The organism is Mycolicibacterium insubricum, from assembly GCF_010731615.1.
In the GTDB taxonomy this organism is placed as follows: domain Bacteria; phylum Actinomycetota; class Actinomycetes; order Mycobacteriales; family Mycobacteriaceae; genus Mycobacterium; species Mycobacterium insubricum.
The window spans coordinates 1,618,554-1,637,333 of sequence record NZ_AP022618.1 but is presented as its reverse complement, the minus strand read 5'-3'; the positions used below and the strand labels follow the sequence as shown (position 1 = coordinate 1,637,333).

At 70.0% G+C, this 18,780-nt stretch carries 22 protein-coding genes; 13 read left to right on the top strand and 9 right to left on the bottom strand.

The features are described from left to right. Window positions 1-20 precede the first annotated feature (20 nt). From manB to rfbD, 3 genes are read right to left on the bottom strand one after another with little or no spacing between them, the layout of a single operon-like run. Window positions 21-1,106 carry a mannose-1-phosphate guanylyltransferase ManB gene (manB, locus tag G6N16_RS07860; protein ID WP_083032701.1) on the bottom strand — a complete coding sequence of 362 codons (1,086 nt, stop codon included), beginning with the start codon at window positions 1,104-1,106 and terminating at the stop codon, window positions 21-23. Next, window positions 1,103-1,993: a glycosyltransferase family 2 protein gene (locus G6N16_RS07855; protein ID WP_083032702.1), complete on the bottom strand. Its 891-nt coding sequence runs from the start codon at window positions 1,991-1,993 to the stop codon at window positions 1,103-1,105. Before G6N16_RS07855 ends, manB begins: the two co-directional genes overlap by 4 nt. 17 nt (window positions 1,994-2,010) lie before the next feature. Next, on the bottom strand, window positions 2,011-2,856 hold the full coding sequence (rfbD, locus tag G6N16_RS07850) for a dTDP-4-dehydrorhamnose reductase (RefSeq protein WP_110810930.1): 846 nt from the start codon (window positions 2,854-2,856) through the stop codon (window positions 2,011-2,013). Window positions 2,857-2,925: 69 nt separating this feature from the next. On the opposite strand from rfbD, the gene G6N16_RS07845 reads away from it, so the two are divergent. From G6N16_RS07845 to G6N16_RS07835, 3 genes are read left to right on the top strand one after another with little or no spacing between them, the layout of a single operon-like run. After that, window positions 2,926-4,389, top strand: coding sequence for an LCP family protein (locus tag G6N16_RS07845; protein ID WP_083032704.1), 1,464 nt, complete (start codon window positions 2,926-2,928; stop codon window positions 4,387-4,389). After that, window positions 4,377-5,105, top strand: coding sequence for a TIGR03089 family protein (locus G6N16_RS07840; RefSeq protein WP_083032713.1), 729 nt, complete (start codon window positions 4,377-4,379; stop codon window positions 5,103-5,105). The genes G6N16_RS07845 and G6N16_RS07840 overlap by 13 nt, the downstream gene beginning before the upstream one ends. A 9-nt stretch (window positions 5,106-5,114) precedes the next feature. Further along, window positions 5,115-5,906, top strand: a complete 792-nt coding sequence (locus tag G6N16_RS07835; protein WP_083032705.1) for a biotin--[acetyl-CoA-carboxylase] ligase — start codon at window positions 5,115-5,117, stop codon at window positions 5,904-5,906. Window positions 5,907-5,913: 7 nt separating this feature from the next. Here the strand turns inward: G6N16_RS07835 and G6N16_RS07830 are convergent, their stop codons facing one another. The 3 genes from G6N16_RS07830 to G6N16_RS07820 are packed head-to-tail and all read right to left on the bottom strand — an operon-like array spanning window position 5,914 to window position 8,894. Next, complete coding sequence (locus G6N16_RS07830) at window positions 5,914-7,083, bottom strand: acyl-CoA dehydrogenase (protein WP_163787822.1); 1,170 nt, start codon at window positions 7,081-7,083, stop codon at window positions 5,914-5,916. Between the two features lie 30 nt (window positions 7,084-7,113). Beyond that, window positions 7,114-7,629: a 5-(carboxyamino)imidazole ribonucleotide mutase gene (purE, locus tag G6N16_RS07825; RefSeq protein ID WP_083032884.1), complete on the bottom strand. Its 516-nt coding sequence runs from the start codon at window positions 7,627-7,629 to the stop codon at window positions 7,114-7,116. Further along, window positions 7,626-8,894, bottom strand: coding sequence for a 5-(carboxyamino)imidazole ribonucleotide synthase (locus tag G6N16_RS07820; protein WP_268948248.1), 1,269 nt, complete (start codon window positions 8,892-8,894; stop codon window positions 7,626-7,628). Before G6N16_RS07820 ends, purE begins: the two co-directional genes overlap by 4 nt. A gap of 94 nt (window positions 8,895-8,988) precedes the next feature. Between G6N16_RS07820 and G6N16_RS07815 the strand changes: the two genes are divergently transcribed. Beyond that, window positions 8,989-9,678, top strand: coding sequence for a GtrA family protein (locus G6N16_RS07815; protein WP_083032881.1), 690 nt, complete (start codon window positions 8,989-8,991; stop codon window positions 9,676-9,678). Window positions 9,679-9,687: 9 nt separating this feature from the next. On the opposite strand, the gene G6N16_RS07810 is transcribed toward G6N16_RS07815, so the two are convergent. Beyond that, a complete protein-coding gene (locus G6N16_RS07810; protein WP_083032879.1) occupies window positions 9,688-10,203 on the bottom strand; it encodes a PH domain-containing protein in 516 nt (171 codons plus the stop codon). A gap of 115 nt (window positions 10,204-10,318) precedes the next feature. On the opposite strand from G6N16_RS07810, the gene G6N16_RS07805 reads away from it, so the two are divergent. The 3 genes from G6N16_RS07805 to G6N16_RS07795 are packed head-to-tail and all read left to right on the top strand — an operon-like array spanning window position 10,319 to window position 12,904. Then, window positions 10,319-11,959, top strand: coding sequence for an acyl-CoA carboxylase subunit beta (locus G6N16_RS07805; RefSeq protein WP_083032878.1), 1,641 nt, complete (start codon window positions 10,319-10,321; stop codon window positions 11,957-11,959). A 46-nt stretch (window positions 11,960-12,005) separates the two neighbouring features. Further along, on the top strand, window positions 12,006-12,284 hold the full coding sequence (locus G6N16_RS07800; protein WP_083032876.1) for an acyl-CoA carboxylase subunit epsilon: 279 nt from the start codon (window positions 12,006-12,008) through the stop codon (window positions 12,282-12,284). Further along, window positions 12,281-12,904, top strand: coding sequence for a Maf family protein (locus G6N16_RS07795; protein ID WP_083032875.1), 624 nt, complete (start codon window positions 12,281-12,283; stop codon window positions 12,902-12,904). The genes G6N16_RS07800 and G6N16_RS07795 overlap by 4 nt, the downstream gene beginning before the upstream one ends. Before the next feature lie 11 nt (window positions 12,905-12,915). On the opposite strand, the gene G6N16_RS07790 is transcribed toward G6N16_RS07795, so the two are convergent. Beyond that, window positions 12,916-13,254, bottom strand: coding sequence for a hypothetical protein (locus G6N16_RS07790; protein ID WP_083032873.1), 339 nt, complete (start codon window positions 13,252-13,254; stop codon window positions 12,916-12,918). 181 nt (window positions 13,255-13,435) lie between these two features. Between G6N16_RS07790 and G6N16_RS07785 the strand changes: the two genes are divergently transcribed. The 6 genes from G6N16_RS07785 (at window position 13,436) to G6N16_RS07760 (ending at window position 18,416) form a co-directional block, all read left to right on the top strand. Beyond that, window positions 13,436-14,329 carry a sulfurtransferase gene (locus tag G6N16_RS07785; protein ID WP_083032887.1) on the top strand — a complete coding sequence of 298 codons (894 nt, stop codon included), beginning with the start codon at window positions 13,436-13,438 and terminating at the stop codon, window positions 14,327-14,329. A 4-nt stretch (window positions 14,330-14,333) separates the two neighbouring features. Further along, on the top strand, window positions 14,334-14,747 hold the full coding sequence (locus G6N16_RS07780) for a SufE family protein (RefSeq protein WP_083032872.1): 414 nt from the start codon (window positions 14,334-14,336) through the stop codon (window positions 14,745-14,747). A gap of 115 nt (window positions 14,748-14,862) precedes the next feature. Then, window positions 14,863-16,659 carry an acetyl-CoA carboxylase biotin carboxylase subunit gene (locus G6N16_RS07775; RefSeq protein ID WP_083032870.1) on the top strand — a complete coding sequence of 599 codons (1,797 nt, stop codon included), beginning with the start codon at window positions 14,863-14,865 and terminating at the stop codon, window positions 16,657-16,659. 11 nt (window positions 16,660-16,670) lie between these two features. Next, the gene (locus G6N16_RS07770; protein WP_083032869.1) at window positions 16,671-17,018 is read left to right on the top strand and encodes a hypothetical protein; all 348 of its coding nucleotides are present in this window, start codon (window positions 16,671-16,673) and stop codon (window positions 17,016-17,018) included. Next, entirely contained in the window at window positions 17,015-18,001 is a 987-nt protein-coding gene (locus G6N16_RS07765; protein ID WP_083032867.1) for a malate dehydrogenase, read from the top strand. Before G6N16_RS07770 ends, G6N16_RS07765 begins: the two co-directional genes overlap by 4 nt. 46 nt (window positions 18,002-18,047) lie before the next feature. Further along, a complete protein-coding gene (locus tag G6N16_RS07760; protein WP_083032866.1) occupies window positions 18,048-18,416 on the top strand; it encodes a PASTA domain-containing protein in 369 nt (122 codons plus the stop codon). Here G6N16_RS07760 and G6N16_RS07755 read toward each other — a convergent pair. Beyond that, a complete protein-coding gene (locus G6N16_RS07755; protein WP_083032864.1) occupies window positions 18,413-18,772 on the bottom strand; it encodes a hypothetical protein in 360 nt (119 codons plus the stop codon). The genes G6N16_RS07760 and G6N16_RS07755 overlap by 4 nt on opposite strands. Between the last annotated feature and the right edge of the window lie 8 nt (window positions 18,773-18,780).

Below are 18,780 nucleotides of genomic sequence, written 5' to 3'. Positions count from 1 at the left end.
GGCAAAAGGGGCGGGTGGGGCTACACGTCCGAGGAGTAGCGGATGCCGCAGTCGGGCAGGGTGACCCCCGGCCAGACCCGCGCGCCGCGCAGCAGCTCGCAGCGCGCACCGATATCGGCGCCGTCACCGATGACGCCGTCGCGGATCAGCGCGCGGGGGCCGATGCGGGCGCCGTAGCCGATGATGGACCGCTCCACCACCGCACCGGCGTCGATCTTGGCGCCGTCGAAGATGACCGCACCGTCCAGCCGCACACCGGGGCCGATCTCGGCGCCCCGGCCGACGACGGTGCCGCCGTAGAGCAGCGCACCCGGGGCGACCGAGGCCCCGTCGTGTACCAGGGATTCCCCGCGGGCACCACCGAGCGCGGGCGACGGGGCGATGCCGCGGACCAGATCCGAGGAACCGCGCACGAAGTCCTCCGGGGTGCCCATATCGCGCCAGTAGCTGGTGTCGACGTAGCCGTACACCGAGACGCCCTCGGTCAGTAGCCGCGGAAACACCTCGCGCTCCACCGACACTTCGCGGCCGCGCGGAATGGAGTCGATGACCGAGCGGCTGAACACGTAGCAGCCGGCGTTGATCTGGTCGGTCGGCGGATCCTGGGTCTTCTCCAGGAACGCGGTCACCCGGCCGTCGGCGTCGGTGGGCACGCAGCCGAACGCCCGCGGATCGGCGACCCGCACCAGGTGCAGGGTGACGTCGGCGCCGCGGTCGTGGTGCGAGGTCAGCAGCTCACCCAGGTCGGCGCCGGACAGCACATCACCGTTGAACACCGCGACGGTGTCGTGGCGCAGCTTCGGTGCCACGTTGGCGATGCCGCCGCCGGTGCCCAGCGGTTCGGGTTCGAAGACGTAGTCGATCTGCAGGCCCAGCTTCGAGCCGTCGCCGAACTCCTCCTCGAACACCTCGGACTTGAACGAGGTGCCCAGGACCACATGCTCGATACCGGCGGCGGCGATCCGCGACAGCAGATGCGTGAGGAACGGCAGCCCGGCCGTCGGGAGCATCGGCTTGGGCGCCGACAGGGTCAGCGGCCGCAGACGGGTGCCCTTGCCGCCGACCAGTACGACGGCGTCGACGTTCTTCGGGTCGAATTCGGTCACCGCGATCCCCTCCGCATTTCCCGCTTCTGCTCGCGCCGGGACTTCGCCACGACCAGACCCGATCGCACCGCCAATGCACCGCGCATGGCCCAACGTAACGGTGCTCGCGCCGCTCCGGTGTGCCGATCCGACAGATACGTCCACGTGCTCCGATGGTGCGCGGCGAGGTTGCGGGCCGGGTCCCGGCCGGTGGAGTGTCCCTTGGCGTGCAGGATCTCCGCCGACGGCGCGTACACGTTCTGCCAGCCGGCGCGGCCCAGCCGGTCACCGAGATCGACGTCCTCCATGTACATGAAGTAGCGCTCGTCGAAGCCGCCGATCTCGGCGAACGCGGTGCGGCGCACCAGCAGACACGACCCGGACAGCCAGCCCACCGCGCGTTCGCTGGGTTCCTGGTGGTCCTGGCGGTAGGACGCCGTCCACGGGTTGGTCTTCCAGAACGGCCCGACCACGGCGTGCATGCCGCCGCGAATCACCGACGGCAACTGCCGCGCCGACGGGTAGACCGACCCGTCGGGGTCGCGGATCAGCGGTCCGACGGCACCGGCGCGCGGCCAGCGCCGGGCGACCTCCAACAGGGCATCGATACTGCCCGGGCTCCACACCACATCCGGGTTGGCGATCACGATGAACTCCGAGGCCGACCCGCCGAACTCCGCGACGCCGCGGTTGACGGCGGTGCCGTAGCCGAGGTTGCCGCCGGTGGACAGCAGCCGGGTGTTGGGGTAGCGCTCCACGGCGCGTTCCGGGGCACCGTCGGTGGACCCATTGTCGGCGATGACCACGGAGGTGGGCAGGTCGGTGGCGACCGTCAACGACGACAGGAACCGCTCCAGGTGTTCACCGGGTGAGTACGTCACCGTCACCACGGGCAGTTCATCGGCCACCGCTAGAGGGTAATCGGTCACCGCAGCGCAGCCGCCAACCCGGCGCGCCAATCCCGCAGCGGCGGTAGGCCGGCAGCGGTCGATTCGCGCGCGCCCAGCGCCGAATACGACGGGCGGGGCGCCGGTCGCCGGTAGTCGGCGCCGGGCACCGGCTCGACGAGATCGGGGTCGGCTCCGCATGCGGTGTACACCGCCCGGGCCTGCTCCCAGCGGCTGACCGCACCGGCGTTGGCGGCGTGCACGATCGGGGCGGAGACGCCGGCGTCGACGATGTGCAACAGCGCGTCCACCAGGTCCGCCACGTAGGTCGGCGACCCGATCTGGTCGTCGACGACCTGCACTTTCGCGCCGGCTTCGGCGCGGGCCCGCATCACCGAGACGAAGTCCGTGCCGCCGCGGTGACCGGTGTACACCCACGCGGTGCGCACCACGGTCACCGTCGGCAGCGCCGCCTGCACGGCGGTCTCCCCGGCCAGCTTGCCGGCGCCGTACACCTGCATCGGCGCGGTGGCGTCGGTGGGCTCATGGGGCGCGGGGGGCCGCGGCCCCCCGCCGAACACGTAGTCGGTGGAGATGTGGATCAGCCGGGCACCGGCCAGCGCGCAGGCACCGGCCAGATGCCCGGGCCCGGCGGCGTTCACCGCGAAGGCGGTGTCCGGGTCGGTCTCGGCGGCGTCGACGTTGGTGTAGGCCGCGCAGTTGACCAGCACGTCCCCGTCGCGCAGCCGCCCGGACGCGGCGCCGGGGTCGGTGATGTCCCACTGCGCGGAGGTGAAACCGGTCACGTCGCGGGCCGGGCCGGCGGCGGCCAGCAGCGCCCGTCCGACCTGACCGGCGGCACCGGTGACCAGAATCCGTGACATGGCGTCGAGTCTGGCACGCCGGTGCCCGCCTACCCGGGATCCGGGTTCCCCACCAGTAACCTGTGCAGAGTGCCGAACCGGATTCTCCATGCCTTCGTGGCGCTGCTGGCCGTCAGCATCGTCGCCGGTACCGGCATCGCCTGGAGCAATATCCGCTCGTTCGAGAGCGGGATCAAGCATTTCAACGCGGCGGTGCTCGGCGGTGGCGGTGACGACGGTGCCATCGACATCCTGATGGTCGGGATGGACAGCCGCACCGATGCGCACGGCAACCCGCTGTCCGAGGACGAACTGGCGATGCTGCGCGCCGGTGACGACGTGTCCACCAACACCGACACCATCATCTTGGTCCGCATTCCGAACAACGGGCAGTCGGCGACGGCGATCTCCATCCCGCGCGACACCTACGTGGCCGCGCCCGGCCTGGGCAAGATGAAGATCAACGGCGTGTTCGGCACCGTGAAGCTGGACACCGCAAAGCAACTCATCGAGGTTCAGCACATGGACCCCGAGGAGGGCGAACGACGGGCCGTGCAGGCCGGCCGCGAGGCGCTGATCAAGACCGTCGCCGACCTGACCGGGGTGACCGTCGACCACTATGCAGAGATCGGCCTGCTCGGGTTCGCGATGATCACCGACGCGCTCGGCGGCGTCGACGTCTGCCTGAAAAACGCGGTGTACGAAGAGTTTTCCGGCGCGGATTTCCCGGCCGGCTGGCAGACGCTGAACGGACCGGAGGCGCTGAGTTTTGTCCGGCAGCGCCACGACCTGCCGCGCGGCGACCTCGACCGGGTGGTCCGCCAGCAGGTGGTGATGGCGTCGCTGGCGCACAAGGTGATCTCCGGGAAGACGCTGACCAGCCCGACGACGCTGGGCAAGCTGCAGGACGCCGTGCAGAAGTCGGTGGTGATTTCCGAGGGCTGGGACATCATGAGCTTCATCACCCAGCTGCAGAACCTGGCGGGCGGCAACGTCGTGTTCGCCACCATCCCGGTGCTCGACGAGTCCGGCTGGAGCGACGACGGCGAGCACAGCGTGGTCCGGGTCGACCCGAGTGCGGTCAAGGACTGGGTGACCGGCCTGCTGCACAACCAGGCCGACGGCAAGGCCGAGCAGGTGGCCTACTCGCCGGAGCAGACCACCGTCGAGGTGTACAACGACACCGACATCAACGGGCTGGCCGGCGCGGTGTCGACGGTGTTGAGCGGCAAGGGTTTCACCGAGGGGCCGGTCGGCAACCATGAGGGCGGCCGCGCCGAGCATTCGCAGGTGCTGGCCCAGGCCACCGACGATCTCGGCGCCGAGGCCGTCGCCAAGGAACTCGGCGGGCTGCCGGTGGCCGCGGACTCGAAGGTCCCCGCCGGCCGGGTGCAGGTGGTGCTGGCCAATGACTACACCGGCCCGGGATCCGGGCTGGACGGCTCCTACACGTCGTTCAACACCGGGGCGGCGCCGTCGACCACCGAGGACCCCGCGCCACCCCCGGCACCGGTGTTCACCGCGGGCAATGACGATCCCAAATGCGTGAACTGACACTCGCCGGCGCGCTGCTGGATCCGTTGCTCGCCGCCGATCCGGTCGGGCCGCGAATCACCTTCTACGACAACGCCACCGGTGAGCGGATCGAGTTGTCGGCGGTGACGCTGGCGAACTGGGCGGCCAAGACCGCCAACCTGCTGCGCGACGAGTACGGCGCCGGTCCGGGTTCGACGGTGGCGGTGCTGCTGCCGGCGCACTGGCAGACCGCGGCGGTGCTGCTGGGCGCCTGGTGGATCGGCGCAACGGTCGACGTGTCCGGGCAGTCGCCGGCCGAGGTGGCGCTGTGCGACGCCGACCGACTGGAGGAGGCCGACGATCTGGTCGCCGACGCGATGGGCGAGGTGGCGGTGCTGTCGCTGGACCCGTTCGGTAAGCCGGTGCCGGATCTGCCGGTCGGGGTGAACGACTACGCCACCACCGTCCGGGTGCACGGTGACCAGATCGTGCCCGAACCCGATCCCGGTCCGGCGCTGCTCGGGCTGACGGCGGCCGAGGCGCTCGCCGCGGCGCACCGGGTGGCCGACGAGCGGGGCCTGCGGCCCGGCGAACGGGTGCTCTCGACGGCGTCCTGGGACACCGCGGACGCGGTGATTGCCGACCTGCTTGCGGTGTGGGCCGTCGGCGGTTCACTGGTGCAGGTCGCGAATCCGGATCCGGCGCAACTGCGCCGGATCACCGAAACGGAAAAGGTCACCCGGGTCCTCCCATAGGCTGGGCGTATGACCGAGCGTCCGACCCCTCCGCTGCGCCCCGAACTGCTGGCCGACGTCCGACCCGCCTTCTGGCACCGGATCGACGTCGTCGATGAAACCGGCTCCACCAACGCAGATCTGGCCGCCCGCGCGGCGGCCGGTGAGGACATCGCGCGGACGGTCCTGGCCGCCGAACACCAGACCGCCGGGCGCGGCCGGCACGGGCGCAGCTGGGCGACGCCCAAGGGGTCGCAGCTGGCCATGTCGGTCGGGGTGCCCACCGACTCGGTGTCCGCCGATCAGTGGGGCTGGTTGCCGCTGTTGACCGGGGTCGCCGTCGCCGAGGCGGTACGCGAGCTGACCGGAGTGGCGGCCCGGCTGAAATGGCCCAACGACGTCATGGTCGGCGAGCAGAAACTGGCCGGGATCCTGGCGGAGGTGGCCGGCCCGGTGATCGTCGTCGGGATCGGGCTCAACGTCGCGCTCACCGCCGACGAGGCACCGGTGCCCACCGCCACGTCGCTGGCCATGCTCGGTTACCCCGACATCGACCGCAACCTGCTGGCCGCCGACATTCTGGGCCGGCTGGCCGAGGGCATCGAGGCCTGGCGCGTCGGTGCCGGCGAGGCGGTGTCGGCCGACTACCGACGGCTCAGCGTCACCCTCGGCCGTCAGGTGCGCGTGCAGCTGCCCGGGGATCGGGAAATCACCGGTATGGCAATCGATATCGACGCCACCGGCGGGTTGGTCATCGACGACGGCACGTCCCGACAGACGGTGGCCGCAGGCGACATCGTGCACCTGCGGCCACCGTCCTAGACCGTGTCTAGCGCAGCAGTGCGCGGCTCATGACGACGCGCTGGATCTGGTTGGTGCCTTCGTAGATCTGGGTGATCTTGGCGTCGCGCATCATCCGTTCGACGGGGAAGTCGACGGTGTAGCCGGCCCCACCGAAGAGCTGCACGGCGTCGACGGTGACCTCCATGGCCACGTCGGAGGCAAAGCATTTCGACGCGGCGGAGATGAATCCCAGATTGGTTTCGCCACGCTCGGCGCGGGCGGCGGCGTGGTAGACCATCAGCCGGGCGGCTTCGAGCTTCATCGCCATGTCGGCGAGCATGAACTGCACACCCTGAAACGTCGACACCGAAGTGCCGAACTGCTTGCGGTCCTTGGTGTAGGCGATCGCCGCATCGAGGGCACCCTGGGCGATCCCGACGGCCTGCGCCCCGATGGTCGGACGCGTGTGATCCAGGGTGGCCAGCGCGGTCTTGAACCCGGTGCCCGGATCACCGATCATCCGGTCCCCGGGAACCTTGCAGTTCTCGAACGCCAACTCCGCGGTCGGGGAGCCCTTGATGCCGAGTTTGTGCTCGTACCCGGTGACCGAGAAGCCCTCGTCGTCCTTGTGCACCATGAACGCCGAGATGCCGTTGGCGCCCTTATCCGGGTCGGTCACCGCCATCACCGTGTACCAGTCGGACTTGCCGCCGTTGGTGATCCAGCACTTGGAACCGTTGATGATCCAGCCGTCCCCGTCGGCCTTGGCGCGGGTGCGCATCGCGGCGGCATCCGAACCGGCCTCGCGCTCGGAAAGCGCGTAGGAGGCCATGGTGTCCCCGGCAGCGATGCCGGGCAGCACCTGGCTCTTGAGCTCGTCCGAACCCCGCAGGATCAGGCCCATGGTGCCCAGCTTGTTGACCGCCGGGATCAGCGACGCCGAACAGTCCACCCGAGCGACCTCTTCGATGACGATGCACGCCGCCACCGAGTCCGCGCCCTGGCCGCCGTACTCCTCAGGCACGTGTACCGCGTTGAACCCGTTGGCCACCAACGCATCGAGGGCCTCCTGCGGGAACCGGGCATTGGCGTCGACGTCGGCGGCGTACGGAGCGATCTCCTTTTCCGCCAGCGCACGGATCGCCGCCCGCAACTCCTGATGCTCCTCGGGCAACTGGAACAAATCGAACGAAGGGTCTCCACCCCATGCAGCCATCACAATTCTCCTCGCTACTCGTTGGTAACTTTACTGGGAGTCGTCGCCTCCGAGAAGCCGGCGGCGCAGCGCCTCGTCCTTCTCGGCGACCATGGCTGCCAGATCATCCTGAAATTCCGCCATTTTGGCGCGCAGACCTCCGTCGTGACAGCCGAGGATCCGCACCGCCAGCAGCCCGGCGTTGCGGGCCCCGCCGATCGACACCGTCGCCACCGGGACCCCCGAAGGCATCTGCACGATCGACAGTAGCGAATCCAGGCCGTCGAGCCGGGCCAGCGGCACCGGCACCCCGATCACTGGCAGCACGGTGGCCGAGGCCACCATGCCGGGCAGGTGCGCGGCCCCACCGGCGCCGGCGATGATCACCTCGATCCCGCGGTCGGCGGCGCCGCGCGCGTAGTCGAGCATCTTGACCGGGGTGCGGTGCGCGGACACCACCCCGACCTCGAACGGCACCTCGAAATCGGCCAGCGCCTCGGCGGCCTCGGCCATCACCGACCAGTCGCTGTCCGACCCCATGATCAGGCCGACCCTGGGCTTGGTCATCGCGCGTCACTCCTGTTCGTTCGCGGTTCGTCTGCGGCGTCACCGGCGTGCGGATCCCAGCCGTCGGTCCACTCGGCCGCCGCCAGCCAGTGTGCGGCCCGGTTCGCCCTCTCACGCACCGATTCGACGTCCTCGCCCGCGCGCCCCACCATATTGACGTGTCCGAGCTTGCGGCCGGGCCGCTCATCCTTGCCGTACAGGTGCACCTTGGCCTCGGGCATCCGGGCGAACAGGTGGTGCAGCCGCTCGTCGACGCTCATCTCCGGGGTGCGCGGGGCGCCGAGCACGTTGGCCATCACGGTCACCTCGGCGCGGGCGGCGGTGTCGCCGAGCGGGTAGTCCAGCACCGCCCGCAGGTGCTGCTCGAACTGGCCGGTCACCGCGCCGTCCATGGTCCAGTGCCCGGAGTTGTGGGGGCGCATGGCCAGCTCGTTGACCAGCACCGCTCCGGTTTCGGTCTCGAACAGTTCCACGGCCAGCACCCCCACCACACCGAGTTCGGAGGCCAGGCGCAGGCCGAGCCGCTGGGCGTCGGCCGCGGTAGTCGTCGGCAGGTCCGGCGCCGGCGCGATGGTCTCCACGCAGATGCCGTCGCGCTGGACGGTCTGCACCACCGGCCACGCCGCGCCCTGGCCGAAGGCCGAGCGCGCGACCAGCGCCGACAGTTCTCGGCGCATGGCGACCTTCTGCTCGATCAGCACCGGCACGCCATCGGCGAGAAACCCGGCGGCGGCGGCGCGCACCTGCTCGGGAGTGTCGCAGATCACCACGCCGCGGCCGTCGTACCCGCCGCGCACGGTCTTGAGCACCGCGCCGCCGCCGTGGGCGCGGGCGAAGTCGGCGGCGCCGTCGGCGGATTCGACGGGTTCGAACTGCGGTACCGGTGCCCCGAGGGCAGCGAGTTTGCGGCGCATCACCAGCTTGTCCTGGGCGTGTACCAGCGCCGACGGCGGCGGGGCGACGGTGATCCCGTCGGCGACCAGGGCCTCCAGGTGCGCGGGCGGGACGTGTTCGTGGTCGAAGGTCACGACGGTTGCACCGTCGGCGACCCGGCGCAGCGCGTCGAGGTCGGTGTGCGACCCGAGCACCACATCCGGGCTGACCTGGGCGGCCGGGTCGCCCGCGTCGACGGCCAGCACCCGCAGGGTCTGGCCCAGGGCGATCGCGGCCTGATGGGTCATCCGGGCCAGCTGTCCACCCCCGATCATCGCGACGACCGGGGTGTTCGACGATTGGCGGGCGGGCCGGTGGGCAAGCTGAGGCACCCGCCTATGGTGTCATGGCGCCGGGGGCCCGCCTCAGGCGCTGCGACCTCGGGTTTTGAGTACAGCGGCGACAATTTCCGTACACTGGCTAATCGTGTCCTTCGCCGATGCCACGATCGCCCGCCTGCCGCGGCCGATCCGTCCGTTCGCCGAGCGGCACCATGAGCTCATCAAGTTTGCGATCGTCGGTGCCACGACGTTCGTCATCGACTCGGCGATCTTCTACACGCTCAAGCTGACGATCCTGGAACCCAAGCCGGTGACCGCCAAGATCATCGCCGGCATCGTGGCCGTCATCGCGTCCTACATCCTGAACCGGGAGTGGTCCTTCCGGGACCGCGGCGGCCGGGAACGCCACCACGAGGCGTTGCTGTTCTTCGCGGTCAGCGGCGTGGGCGTGGTGCTGTCGATGGCTCCGCTGTGGTTCTCCAGCTACGTGCTGAACCTGCGGGTGCCCAACGTCACACTGCCGGTGGAGAACATCGCCGACTTCATCGCCGCGTACATCATCGGCAACCTGCTGCAGATGGCGTTCCGGTTCTGGGCGTTCCGCCGGTTCGTGTTCCCCGAGGTGGCCGGTAGCACCGAGCACGCGATCGAATCCGCGCTCACCATGGGCGGCATCACCGAGGCCCTGGAGGACGGCTACGAGGCGCGGCACCTCGGCGACGACGTGATCGACGGCGATCTGCACGCGCTGGGCAACGTCACCCCGCTGCGCCGGTACCGGCGCCGCGCCAACCGTGCGCCGGCCGACGATTCCCGGGTGCCCAAGTCGTCCTGACCCCGCGGGTTAGCCGTCGTCCCGGTCGTCGCCGGGCTCGAAGACTTCGTGGTAGAGCAGTGAGTGGACGCGTTCCACCCGCGGGATGTCGTAGAACTCCAGCGGATCCTGGCTGGCCGACTCGATGATCAGGGTGCCGGTGCGCACAACCCGGTCCAGCAACCCGTGGCGGAACTCGACGCTGTTGATCCGGCCCAGCGGAATGTCGATGCCCGAGCGGGTGGCCAGCCCGTGGCGGAACATCACCCGCCGGTCGGTGATGACGAAGTGGGTGGTCCACCAGTTCAGGAACGGCCACAGCGCCAGCCAGCAGACCCCGAGCAGCCAGATGACGCCGATCACCGCGGAGACCACCCGCGCGGCGTTGTCGGCCCAGCCCAGCGTGCTCACCCAGCCCGCCAGGAACGAGGCCACCAGGGTGAGCACCAGCAGCAGCACGACCGGGACGACCATCCGTTTCCAGTGCGGATGCCGATGCAGGATGACGTGCTCGCCGTCGGCCAGAACGCTGTCGGGATACCCCATGCGGGCACCCTATCCAGGCGCGCTGCGGTGGGCCCGCGACCGCCGCCGCGACACATTAAGGAAAAAGTAAGGCCGGGCCCGGCGGCGCGCGTGCCCTCGGATAGCATCTCAACCCATGACCAGCGTTTCCGAGCACACCGCCGAACCGGCCGCCGAGCACGAGATCGACATCCACACCACCGCGGGCAAGCTCGCCGAGCTGCGCAAGCGCGCCGCCGAGGCGCTGCACCCGGTCGGTGAGGCGGCGATCGAGCGGGTGCACGCCAAGGGCAAGCTGACCGCTCGGGAACGCATCCTGGCGCTGCTCGACGAGGGTTCGTTCGTCGAGCTCGACGCGCTGGCCCGGCACCGCAGCAACAACTTCGGCATGGAGGCCAACCGGCCGCTGGGCGACGGCGTCATCACCGGCTACGGCACCATCGACGGCCGCGAGGTCTGCCTCTTCAGCCAGGACGCCACCGTCTTCGGCGGCAGCCTCGGCGAGGTCTACGGCGAGAAGATCGTCAAGGTGCAGGAGCTGGCGATCAAGACCGGGCGTCCACTGATCGGCATCAACGACGGCGCCGGCGCGCGCATCCAGGAGGGCGTGGTCTCCCTCGGCCTGTACAGCCGGATCTTCCGCAACAACATCCTGGCCTCGGGCGTCATCCCGCAGATCTCGCTGATCCTCGGTGCGGCGGCCGGTGGGCACGTCTACTCCCCCGCACTGACCGACTTCGTCGTCATGGTCGATCAGACCTCGCAGATGTTCATCACCGGGCCCGACGTCATCAAGACGGTCACCGGCGAAGAGGTCACCATGGAGGAGCTGGGCGGCGCCCACACCCACATGGCCAAGTCCGGCACCGTGCACTACGTCGCCTCCGGCGAGCAGGACGCCCTGGACTACGTGCGCGACCTGCTGAGCTACCTGCCGCCGAACAACTACGCCGAGCCGCCGCGCTACCCGGCTCCGCAACCCCAGGGTGCGATCGAGGACAACCTGACCGCCGACGACCTCGAGCTGGACACGCTGATCCCGGATTCGCCGAACCAGCCGTACGACATGCACGAGGTGATCAACCGGATCCTCGACGACGCGGAGTTCCTGGAGGTCCAGGCCGGCTACGCGGGCAACGTGATCTGCGGCTTCGGCCGGGTCGACGGCCGGGCGGTGGGCCTGGTCGCCAACCAGCCCACCCAGTTCGCCGGCTGCCTGGACATCAACGCCTCGGAGAAGGCCGCCCGGTTCGTCCGGACCTGCGACGCCTTCAACATCCCGATCATCATGCTGGTCGACGTCCCGGGCTTCCTGCCGGGCACCGACCAGGAGTACAACGGCATCATCCGCCGCGGCGCAAAGCTGCTGTACGCCTACGGCGAGGCCACCGTCGCCAAGATCACCGTCATCACCCGCAAGGCCTACGGCGGCGCGTACTGCGTGATGGGGTCCAAGGACATGGGCTGCGACGTGAACGTCGCCTGGCCGACCGCGCAGATCGCGGTGATGGGCGCCTCCGGTGCGGTGGGCTTCGTCTACCGCAACCAGCTCAAGGAAGCGGCGGCCGGCGGTGAGGACGTCGACGCGCTGCGCCTGCAGTTGCAGGACGAGTACGAGGACACCCTGGTCAACCCATACGTGGCGGCCGAACGCGGCTACATCGACGCGGTCATCCCGCCGTCGCACACCCGCGGCTACATCTCCACCGCGCTGCGGCTGCTGGAGCGCAAGATCGTCCAGCTGCCCCCGAAGAAGCACGGGAACATCCCGCTGTAATCGGCCGCGCCGTACCGAAGATCCTGCCTAGCAAAGGGTTTCCGCAATGAATCACGACGCAGACATCACCGAGATCAGCGATCACCGTGATATCACCATCGATGATCCCAAGCCCTCCGCACCCGAGATCCGGGTGCTCAAGGGCAATCCGAGCGACGCCGAGCTGGGCGCGCTGACGGCCGTGCTGTCCTCGGTCACCGCCGGTGCCGGCGATCCGGGCCCCCAGGAGTTCAACCCGTGGGGCCATCCGGTGGACCGGCTGCGGATGGCCGTGACCAGCTGGCAGCGGATCACCCTGCTGGAGCGCACCCACATGCGGCGGTGACCCACCTGGTGCTGGGATCGGCCTCGGCCGGCCGGCTTTCGGTGTTGCGCAAGGCCGGTGTCGAACCGACGGTGATCGTCTCCGACGTCGACGAGGACGCCGTGCTGGCGGCCGTCGCGGGCGCGGCGCCCGAGGTCGCCGTCGCCGCCCTGGCCCGGGCGAAGGCCGACGCGGTGGCCGCGCAGGTGCCCGCCTTTCTCGCCGCCGATTGTGTTGTCATCGGCTGCGATTCGATGCTGCTGCTCGACGGCCGGCTGTGCGGCAAGCCCGGCACCCCGGAGCGTGCCCGCGCCCAGTGGCGGGCGATGGCCGGGCAGCACGCCGACCTGCTCACCGGGCACGCGCTGATCCGCCTGCGCGACGGCGTCATCGACAATTCCACATGCGAGACCGCCTGCACCACAGTGCATTTCGGCCAGCCCTCGGACTCCGAACTGGAGGCCTACCTGGCCTCCGGCGAACCGCTGGGAGTGGCCGGCGGGTTCACCCTGGACGGCCTGGGCGGCTGGTTCATCGACCGGATCGACGGTGACCCGTCAAACGTCATCGGGCTCAGCCTGCCCCTGGTACGGCGCCTGCTGGCCGGCCTCGGGGTTTCCATCGCCGATGTGTGGCCGTAGCCACCGAACGGTCAGCCGACCTTCGTCACCGAGTAGTGCGCCACCATGGCGCCCGGGCAGTCCAGGGTCAGGGTCCTCGCGTCGTTGCTGAGGGACAGCCCGCAGGTCGACCCGTCGGGCGTGGTGTTCGAACCGCTCCAGACATCGCCGGACCGCTGCAGGTCGGAATCGATGTTCTTCGCCGTCATCTTGGTGCAGTCCGGGCCACAGGAGTTGAGGAAGAAACTCAGCTGGGTACCGACGGTAAGCCCGTGCCCGGGGTCGGTCACATCGGTGACCGTGCCGCGGTAGGCGCCGTTGGCCGGATCGGCCACCGCAGTCCCGGCGAATCCGATCGCTGCGACGCTCATCGCAGCACAGGCCAGCAGAACTCGAGCCTTCATAACGTCCCCCATGTTCGTGTACGGACCCCCGACCGCGGAGCACAGGATATCGGCCGCCGACACCCGGCGCGGCGAATCGGCCGTTATCGGTTCGAGACTCCCCGGATGCATCCTCCGCAGCCGCGCCGGGGTGAGTACGCTCGGACCCGTGCCGCTGCCCGCAGATCCCAGTCCTGAGCTCGCCGCCTACGCCCACCCGGAACGCCTGGTGACCCCCGACTGGTTGTCGGCGCACCTGGGTTCGTCGGGCCTGGTGATCGTCGAATCCGACGAGGACACCCTGCTCTACGACATCGGACACATCCCGGGCGCGGTGAAGATCGACTGGCACACCGACCTCAACGACCCGCTGGTGCGCGACTACCTCGACGGCGCCCAGTTCGCCGCCCTGATGGACCGCAAGGGCATCTCCCGCGACGACACCGTCGTCATCTACGGCGACAAGTCCAACTGGTGGGCGGCGTACGCCCTGTGGGTGTTCACCCTGTTCGGTCACCCCGACGTCCGGCTGCTCGACGGCGGCCGCGACCTGTGGATCTCCGACGGCCGGGAAACCGCCCTGGACGTGCCGTCGCGCACCACCACCGGCTACCCCGTCGTCACCCGCAACGACGCCGCGATCCGCGCCTACCGCGACGACGTGCTGGCCGCACTCGGCAACACCACCCTCATCGACGTGCGCTCACCGCAGGAGTACACCGGCGAACGCACCCACATGCCCGACTACCCGGAGGAAGGCGCGCTGCGCGGCGGCCACATCCCGACCGCGGTCTCGGTGCCGTGGTCGCGCGCCGCGGCCGACAACGGCAAGTTCCGGTCCCGGGCCGACCTCGAGCAGGTCTACGACTTCGTGCTGGCCAATCCGGACGAGCCGGTCATCGCCTACTGCCGCATCGGTGAGCGGTCCAGCCACACCTGGTTCGTGCTGACGCATCTGCTCGGCGTCGACGGCGTGCGCAACTACGACGGCTCGTGGACCGAATGGGGCAACGTGGTCCGGGTGCCGATCGTCTCGGGCGAGGCGCCCGGAACCGTCGCCTGAGCCGATGACCATGCCCGCACCGCTGGCCGAGGTCGTCGCCGATTTCGCCGACGTCACCGGCCAGGACAAGCTGGCCCTGCTGCTGGAGTTCGCCAACGACCTGCCCCCGCTGCCCGAGGAGCTGGAGGAAGCGGCGATGGAGCCGGTTCCCGAATGCCAGTCGCCGCTGTTCCTGCACGTCGACGCCGACGACCGCCAGCGGGTCCGGTTGTACTTCAGCGCCCCGCCGGAGGCGCCCACCACCCGCGGGTTCGCGTCGATCCTGGCGACCGGTCTCGACGGCCAGTCCGCCGACGCCATCCTGGCCGTGCCCGACGACTTCTACTCGGCCCTGGGCTTGGCGGCGCTGATCAGCCCCCTGCGCCTGCGCGGGATGTCCGCGATGCTCACCAGAATCAAACGTCGCCTCCGAAATTAAGAACTGACCCGCCGGTAACCCGACCGGCTCGCCGGGCGAAAAGTCGCGCCGAATAGACTCCCCGCGATAGATTCCTAAAGACGATTCTTAGAGAACTGCCAATCAGGAGGCACAAGTGGCCAAGCCCGGCAACGCGACCATTTCCAAGGTCCTGGTAGCCAACCGCGGAGAGATCGCCGTGCGGGTCATCCGCGCCGCCAAGGACGCCGGTCTGGCCAGCGTTGCGGTCTACGCCGAACCCGACGCCGACGCGCCGCACGTGCGACTGGCCGACGAGGCGTTCGCCCTGGGCGGGCAGACCTCGGCGGAGTCCTATCTGGACTTCGGCAAGCTGCTGGACGCTGCCGCCAAGTCCGGCGCCAACGCCATCCACCCCGGTTACGGCTTCCTCTCGGAGAATGCCGACTTCGCCCAGGCGGTCCTGGACGCCGGGCTGATCTGGATCGGACCGAGCCCGCAGTCCATCCGCGACCTCGGCGACAAGGTGACCGCCCGGCACATCGCCGCCCGCGCCCAGGCCCCGCTGGTCCCCGGCACCCCCGACCCGGTCAAGGACGCCGACGAGGTCGTCGCGTTCGCCAAGGAGTACGGCGTGCCGATCGCAATCAAGGCCGCGTTCGGCGGCGGTGGCCGCGGCATGAAGGTCGCCCGCACCATCGAGGAGATCCCCGAGCTCTTCGAGTCGGCCACCCGCGAGGCCGTCGCCGCCTTCGGCCGCGGCGAGTGCTTCGTCGAGCGCTACCTGGACAAGCCGCGCCACGTCGAGGCGCAGGTCATCGCCGACACGCACGGCAACGTCGTCGTCGCCGGTACCCGCGACTGCTCACTGCAGCGCCGCTTCCAGAAGCTGGTCGAGGAGGCCCCGGCACCGTTCCTGACCGAGGCGCAGCGCAAGGAGATCCACGAGTCCGCCAAGCGGATCTGCAAGGAGGCCGGCTACTACGGCGCGGGCACGGTGGAGTACTTGGTCGGCCAGGACGGCCTGATCAGCTTCCTGGAGGTCAACACCCGACTGCAGGTGGAACACCCGGTGACCGAGGAGACCTCGGGCATCGACCTGGTGCGCCAGCAGTTCAAGATCGCCAACGGCGAGGCCCTGGACATCACCGAGGACCCGACCCCGCGCGGGCACTCGTTCGAGTTCCGGATCAACGGCGAGGACGCCGGCCGCGGCTTCCTGCCCGCCCCCGGCCCGGTCACCCGCTTCGACGCCCCGTCGGGTCCCGGCGTCCGGCTGGATTCCGGTGTCGAGTCCGGTTCGGTGGTCGGCGGCCAGTTCGACTCCATGCTGGCCAAGCTGATCGTCACCGGCGCCACCCGCGACGAGGCGCTGGCCCGGTCTCGGCGCGCGCTGGCCGAATTCAACATCGAGGGCCTGGCGACCGTCATCCCGTTCCACCGCGCCGCGGTCGCCGACCCCGCCTTCATCGGTGACGGCGAGAAGTTCGACGTACACACCCGGTGGATCGAAACCGAGTGGGACAACACCATCGAGCCGTTCACCGGCGGTGGCGCCAACGACGAGGAGGAGCCGGAGCCGCGGCAGACCGTCGTCGTCGAGGTCGGCGGCCGTCGCCTCGAAGTGTCGTTGCCGGCCGATCTGGTCGCCGCCAACGGTGGCGGTGCGCCGCACGGCGCGGTGCGCCGCAAGCCCAAGGCCCGCAAGCGCGCCGCCGGCGGTGGCGCGAAGGCGTCCGGCGATTCGGTGACCGCACCGATGCAGGGCACCGTCGTCAAGGTCGCCGTCGAGGAGGGCCAGCAGGTCTCCGCCGGTGACCTGGTAGTGGTGCTGGAGGCCATGAAGATGGAGAACCCGGTCACCGCGCACAAGGACGGCACCATCACCGGGCTCGCGGTGGAGGCCGGCGCGGCCATCACCCAGGGCACCGTCATCGCCGAGATCAAGGACTAGCTCCAACAGCCTTGGAACCCGTCGAGATCAACGCGGGCGCGTGGTATCTGCGCGCGCTGCGCGCCGACGAGCGGATGGACGACCGGCCGGTGCTCGCCGAGTTAACGGGAGTTGACGATTCGGGGCCGTTGGTAGGTGACTACGTCGCTCGCGCCGCGGCCGACTGGGAATCCGACGTACGGTACAGCTGGGCGGTCTGCGAGCCGACGACCGGCGAGATGCTGGCCGAGGTCACGCTCGACCCGGCCAGCGGCGCCGTCGGCACGCGGGCCCGGCTCGGGCACGACGACGCCGCAGCCGCCGCCCGAGCAGCCGTCCGAAGATTCGCCCAGGCCATCAGCACACAAGGGAAACCATGACCCGACCCCAGATCGTCACCGTCAGCGGCGCCGCCGGCCAGATCGGCTACGCGGCCCTGTTCCGCATCGCCGCCGGCGCCATGCTCGGCCACCACACCCCGGTGGCGTTGCGGCTGCTGGAGCTGCCCGCTGCCGTGCGCGCCGCCGAGGGCGTGGTGATGGAGCTCGACGACTGCTCATTCCCGCTGTTGGCCGGTCTGGACATCTACGACGACCCGGTGCGCGCGTTCGACGGCGTCGACGTGGCACTGCTGGTCGGGGCCAAGCCGCGCACCAAGGGCATGGAGCGCGCCGACCTGTTGGGCGCCAACGCGGAGATCTTCGCCGCCGCCGGCCGCGCGCTCAACGAGGGCGCCGGGCCCGATGTCCGGGTGCTGGTGGTCGGCAACCCGGCCAATACCAACGCCATGGTCACCGCCCACCACGCGCGCGACATCCCGCCGCAGCGTTTCACCGCGCTGACCCGCCTGGACCACAACCGCGCGGTGGCGGCCATGTCGCGGCACAGCGGGGTCGCCGTCGCCGACATCACCCGGATGACGATCTGGGGCAACCACTCCCCGACCCAGTACCCGGACATCTTCCACGCCCAGGTCGGTGGCCGCTCCGGCGCCGACTACGCCGCGGACACCGATTGGCTGACGCAGGATTTCATCCCGACCGTCGCCAAGCGCGGGACCGCGATCATCGAGGCCCGCGGCGCCAGCTCGGCCGCCTCGGCGGCCAACGGCGCCATCGACCACATCGACGACTGGGTGCACGGCACCGCCGACGGCAACTGGACCTCCGTCGCCCTCCCGTCCCCCGGGGTGTACGGGGTCGAGGAGGGACTGGTCAGCTCGTTCCCCTGCCGGTCGGTCGACGGCGCGTGGCAGGTGGTGGACGGCCTGGAGATCAACGAGTTCTCCCGGCGCCGCATCGACGCCTCGGTGGCCGAGTTGCAGAGCGAGCGCAGCGCCGTCGCCGCACTCGGGCTGCTGTAACTCGGGCCGCTGTAACAAAAGCCGGTCTCGGGTAGATTGACCCACCATGACGGGGGCAACCATCCGGGCGGCGGCGCTGGCCGCGACGGCGCTGATCGCGCTGACCGGCCTGCCGGCGGCGTTCGTCGCCACGGTGCACGCCGACCCCGCTGCCGACTCCGACTCGGGTGCCTCCGTGGAGATGCCCGACGTGACCGGCAAGACGCTGTACCAGGCCCGCGAGGAGATCGAAGGGCTCACCAGCGATTTCGCCATCTCGGTGGATTCGATCAACATCTCCGGTTACCCGCAGCACCAGTACGCCGCCCAGATGTGGAAGGTGTGCTCGCAGCTGCCCAAGGCCGGCAAACCCGTCACCGCGAAGACCTACGTCGCCGTCGGCGTGGTGCGCAAGAACGAGGACTGCGGCGGCTAACCGGTGCCGGCCAGCAGCGGCAGCCCGATGGTCGCCACCAGCAGCGTGACGGTCAGCAGGAACCATCCTGCGCCCTGCCAGCCCCACCAGGTCCGCTCCGCACGCCACAGCCGGTAGGTGCGGACGAACGCACCCACCGCACCGCCGAAGAGAATGACCGGCCCGACGGCGGCGAACGTCAGCCGCACCGGCGCCGCGCACCGGACGGTCGCCTCGACGGACTCCCCCGGTGCCGGACAGTCGCCGGTCAGCAGCGCCGCCGCCGCCAGGAACCCGATCCCGATCACCGCGACCAGCGCCGCGTACCGCACGGCGGTGCGCACGTCGTCGTCGACGCGACCCAGGTTGTCGGGCATGACCCCAT

What these genes read in the sequence shown, in the direction of transcription:
- G6N16_RS07755 (WP_083032864.1), bottom strand. Translation starts at nt 18,772, where the DNA reads ATGCCCGACAACCTGGGTCGCGTCGACGACGACGTGCGCACCGCCGTG.
- G6N16_RS07810 (WP_083032879.1), bottom strand. Translation starts at nt 10,203, where the DNA reads ATGGGGTATCCCGACAGCGTTCTGGCCGACGGCGAGCACGTCATCCTG.
- rfbD (WP_110810930.1), bottom strand. Translation starts at nt 2,856, where the DNA reads ATGTCACGGATTCTGGTCACCGGTGCCGCCGGTCAGGTCGGACGGGCG.
- G6N16_RS07790 (WP_083032873.1), bottom strand. Translation starts at nt 13,254, where the DNA reads ATGAGCGTCGCAGCGATCGGATTCGCCGGGACTGCGGTGGCCGATCCG.
- G6N16_RS07765 (WP_083032867.1), top strand. Translation starts at nt 17,015, where the DNA reads ATGACCCGACCCCAGATCGTCACCGTCAGCGGCGCCGCCGGCCAGATC.
- G6N16_RS07760 (WP_083032866.1), top strand. Translation starts at nt 18,048, where the DNA reads ATGACGGGGGCAACCATCCGGGCGGCGGCGCTGGCCGCGACGGCGCTG.
- G6N16_RS07830 (WP_163787822.1), bottom strand. Translation starts at nt 7,083, where the DNA reads ATGGCTGCATGGGGTGGAGACCCTTCGTTCGATTTGTTCCAGTTGCCC.
- purE (WP_083032884.1), bottom strand. Translation starts at nt 7,629, where the DNA reads ATGACCAAGCCCAGGGTCGGCCTGATCATGGGGTCGGACAGCGACTGG.
- G6N16_RS07840 (WP_083032713.1), top strand. Translation starts at nt 4,377, where the DNA reads ATGCGTGAACTGACACTCGCCGGCGCGCTGCTGGATCCGTTGCTCGCC.
- G6N16_RS07805 (WP_083032878.1), top strand. Translation starts at nt 10,319, where the DNA reads ATGACCAGCGTTTCCGAGCACACCGCCGAACCGGCCGCCGAGCACGAG.
- G6N16_RS07835 (WP_083032705.1), top strand. Translation starts at nt 5,115, where the DNA reads ATGACCGAGCGTCCGACCCCTCCGCTGCGCCCCGAACTGCTGGCCGAC.
- G6N16_RS07800 (WP_083032876.1), top strand. Translation starts at nt 12,006, where the DNA reads ATGAATCACGACGCAGACATCACCGAGATCAGCGATCACCGTGATATC.
- G6N16_RS07780 (WP_083032872.1), top strand. Translation starts at nt 14,334, where the DNA reads ATGACCATGCCCGCACCGCTGGCCGAGGTCGTCGCCGATTTCGCCGAC.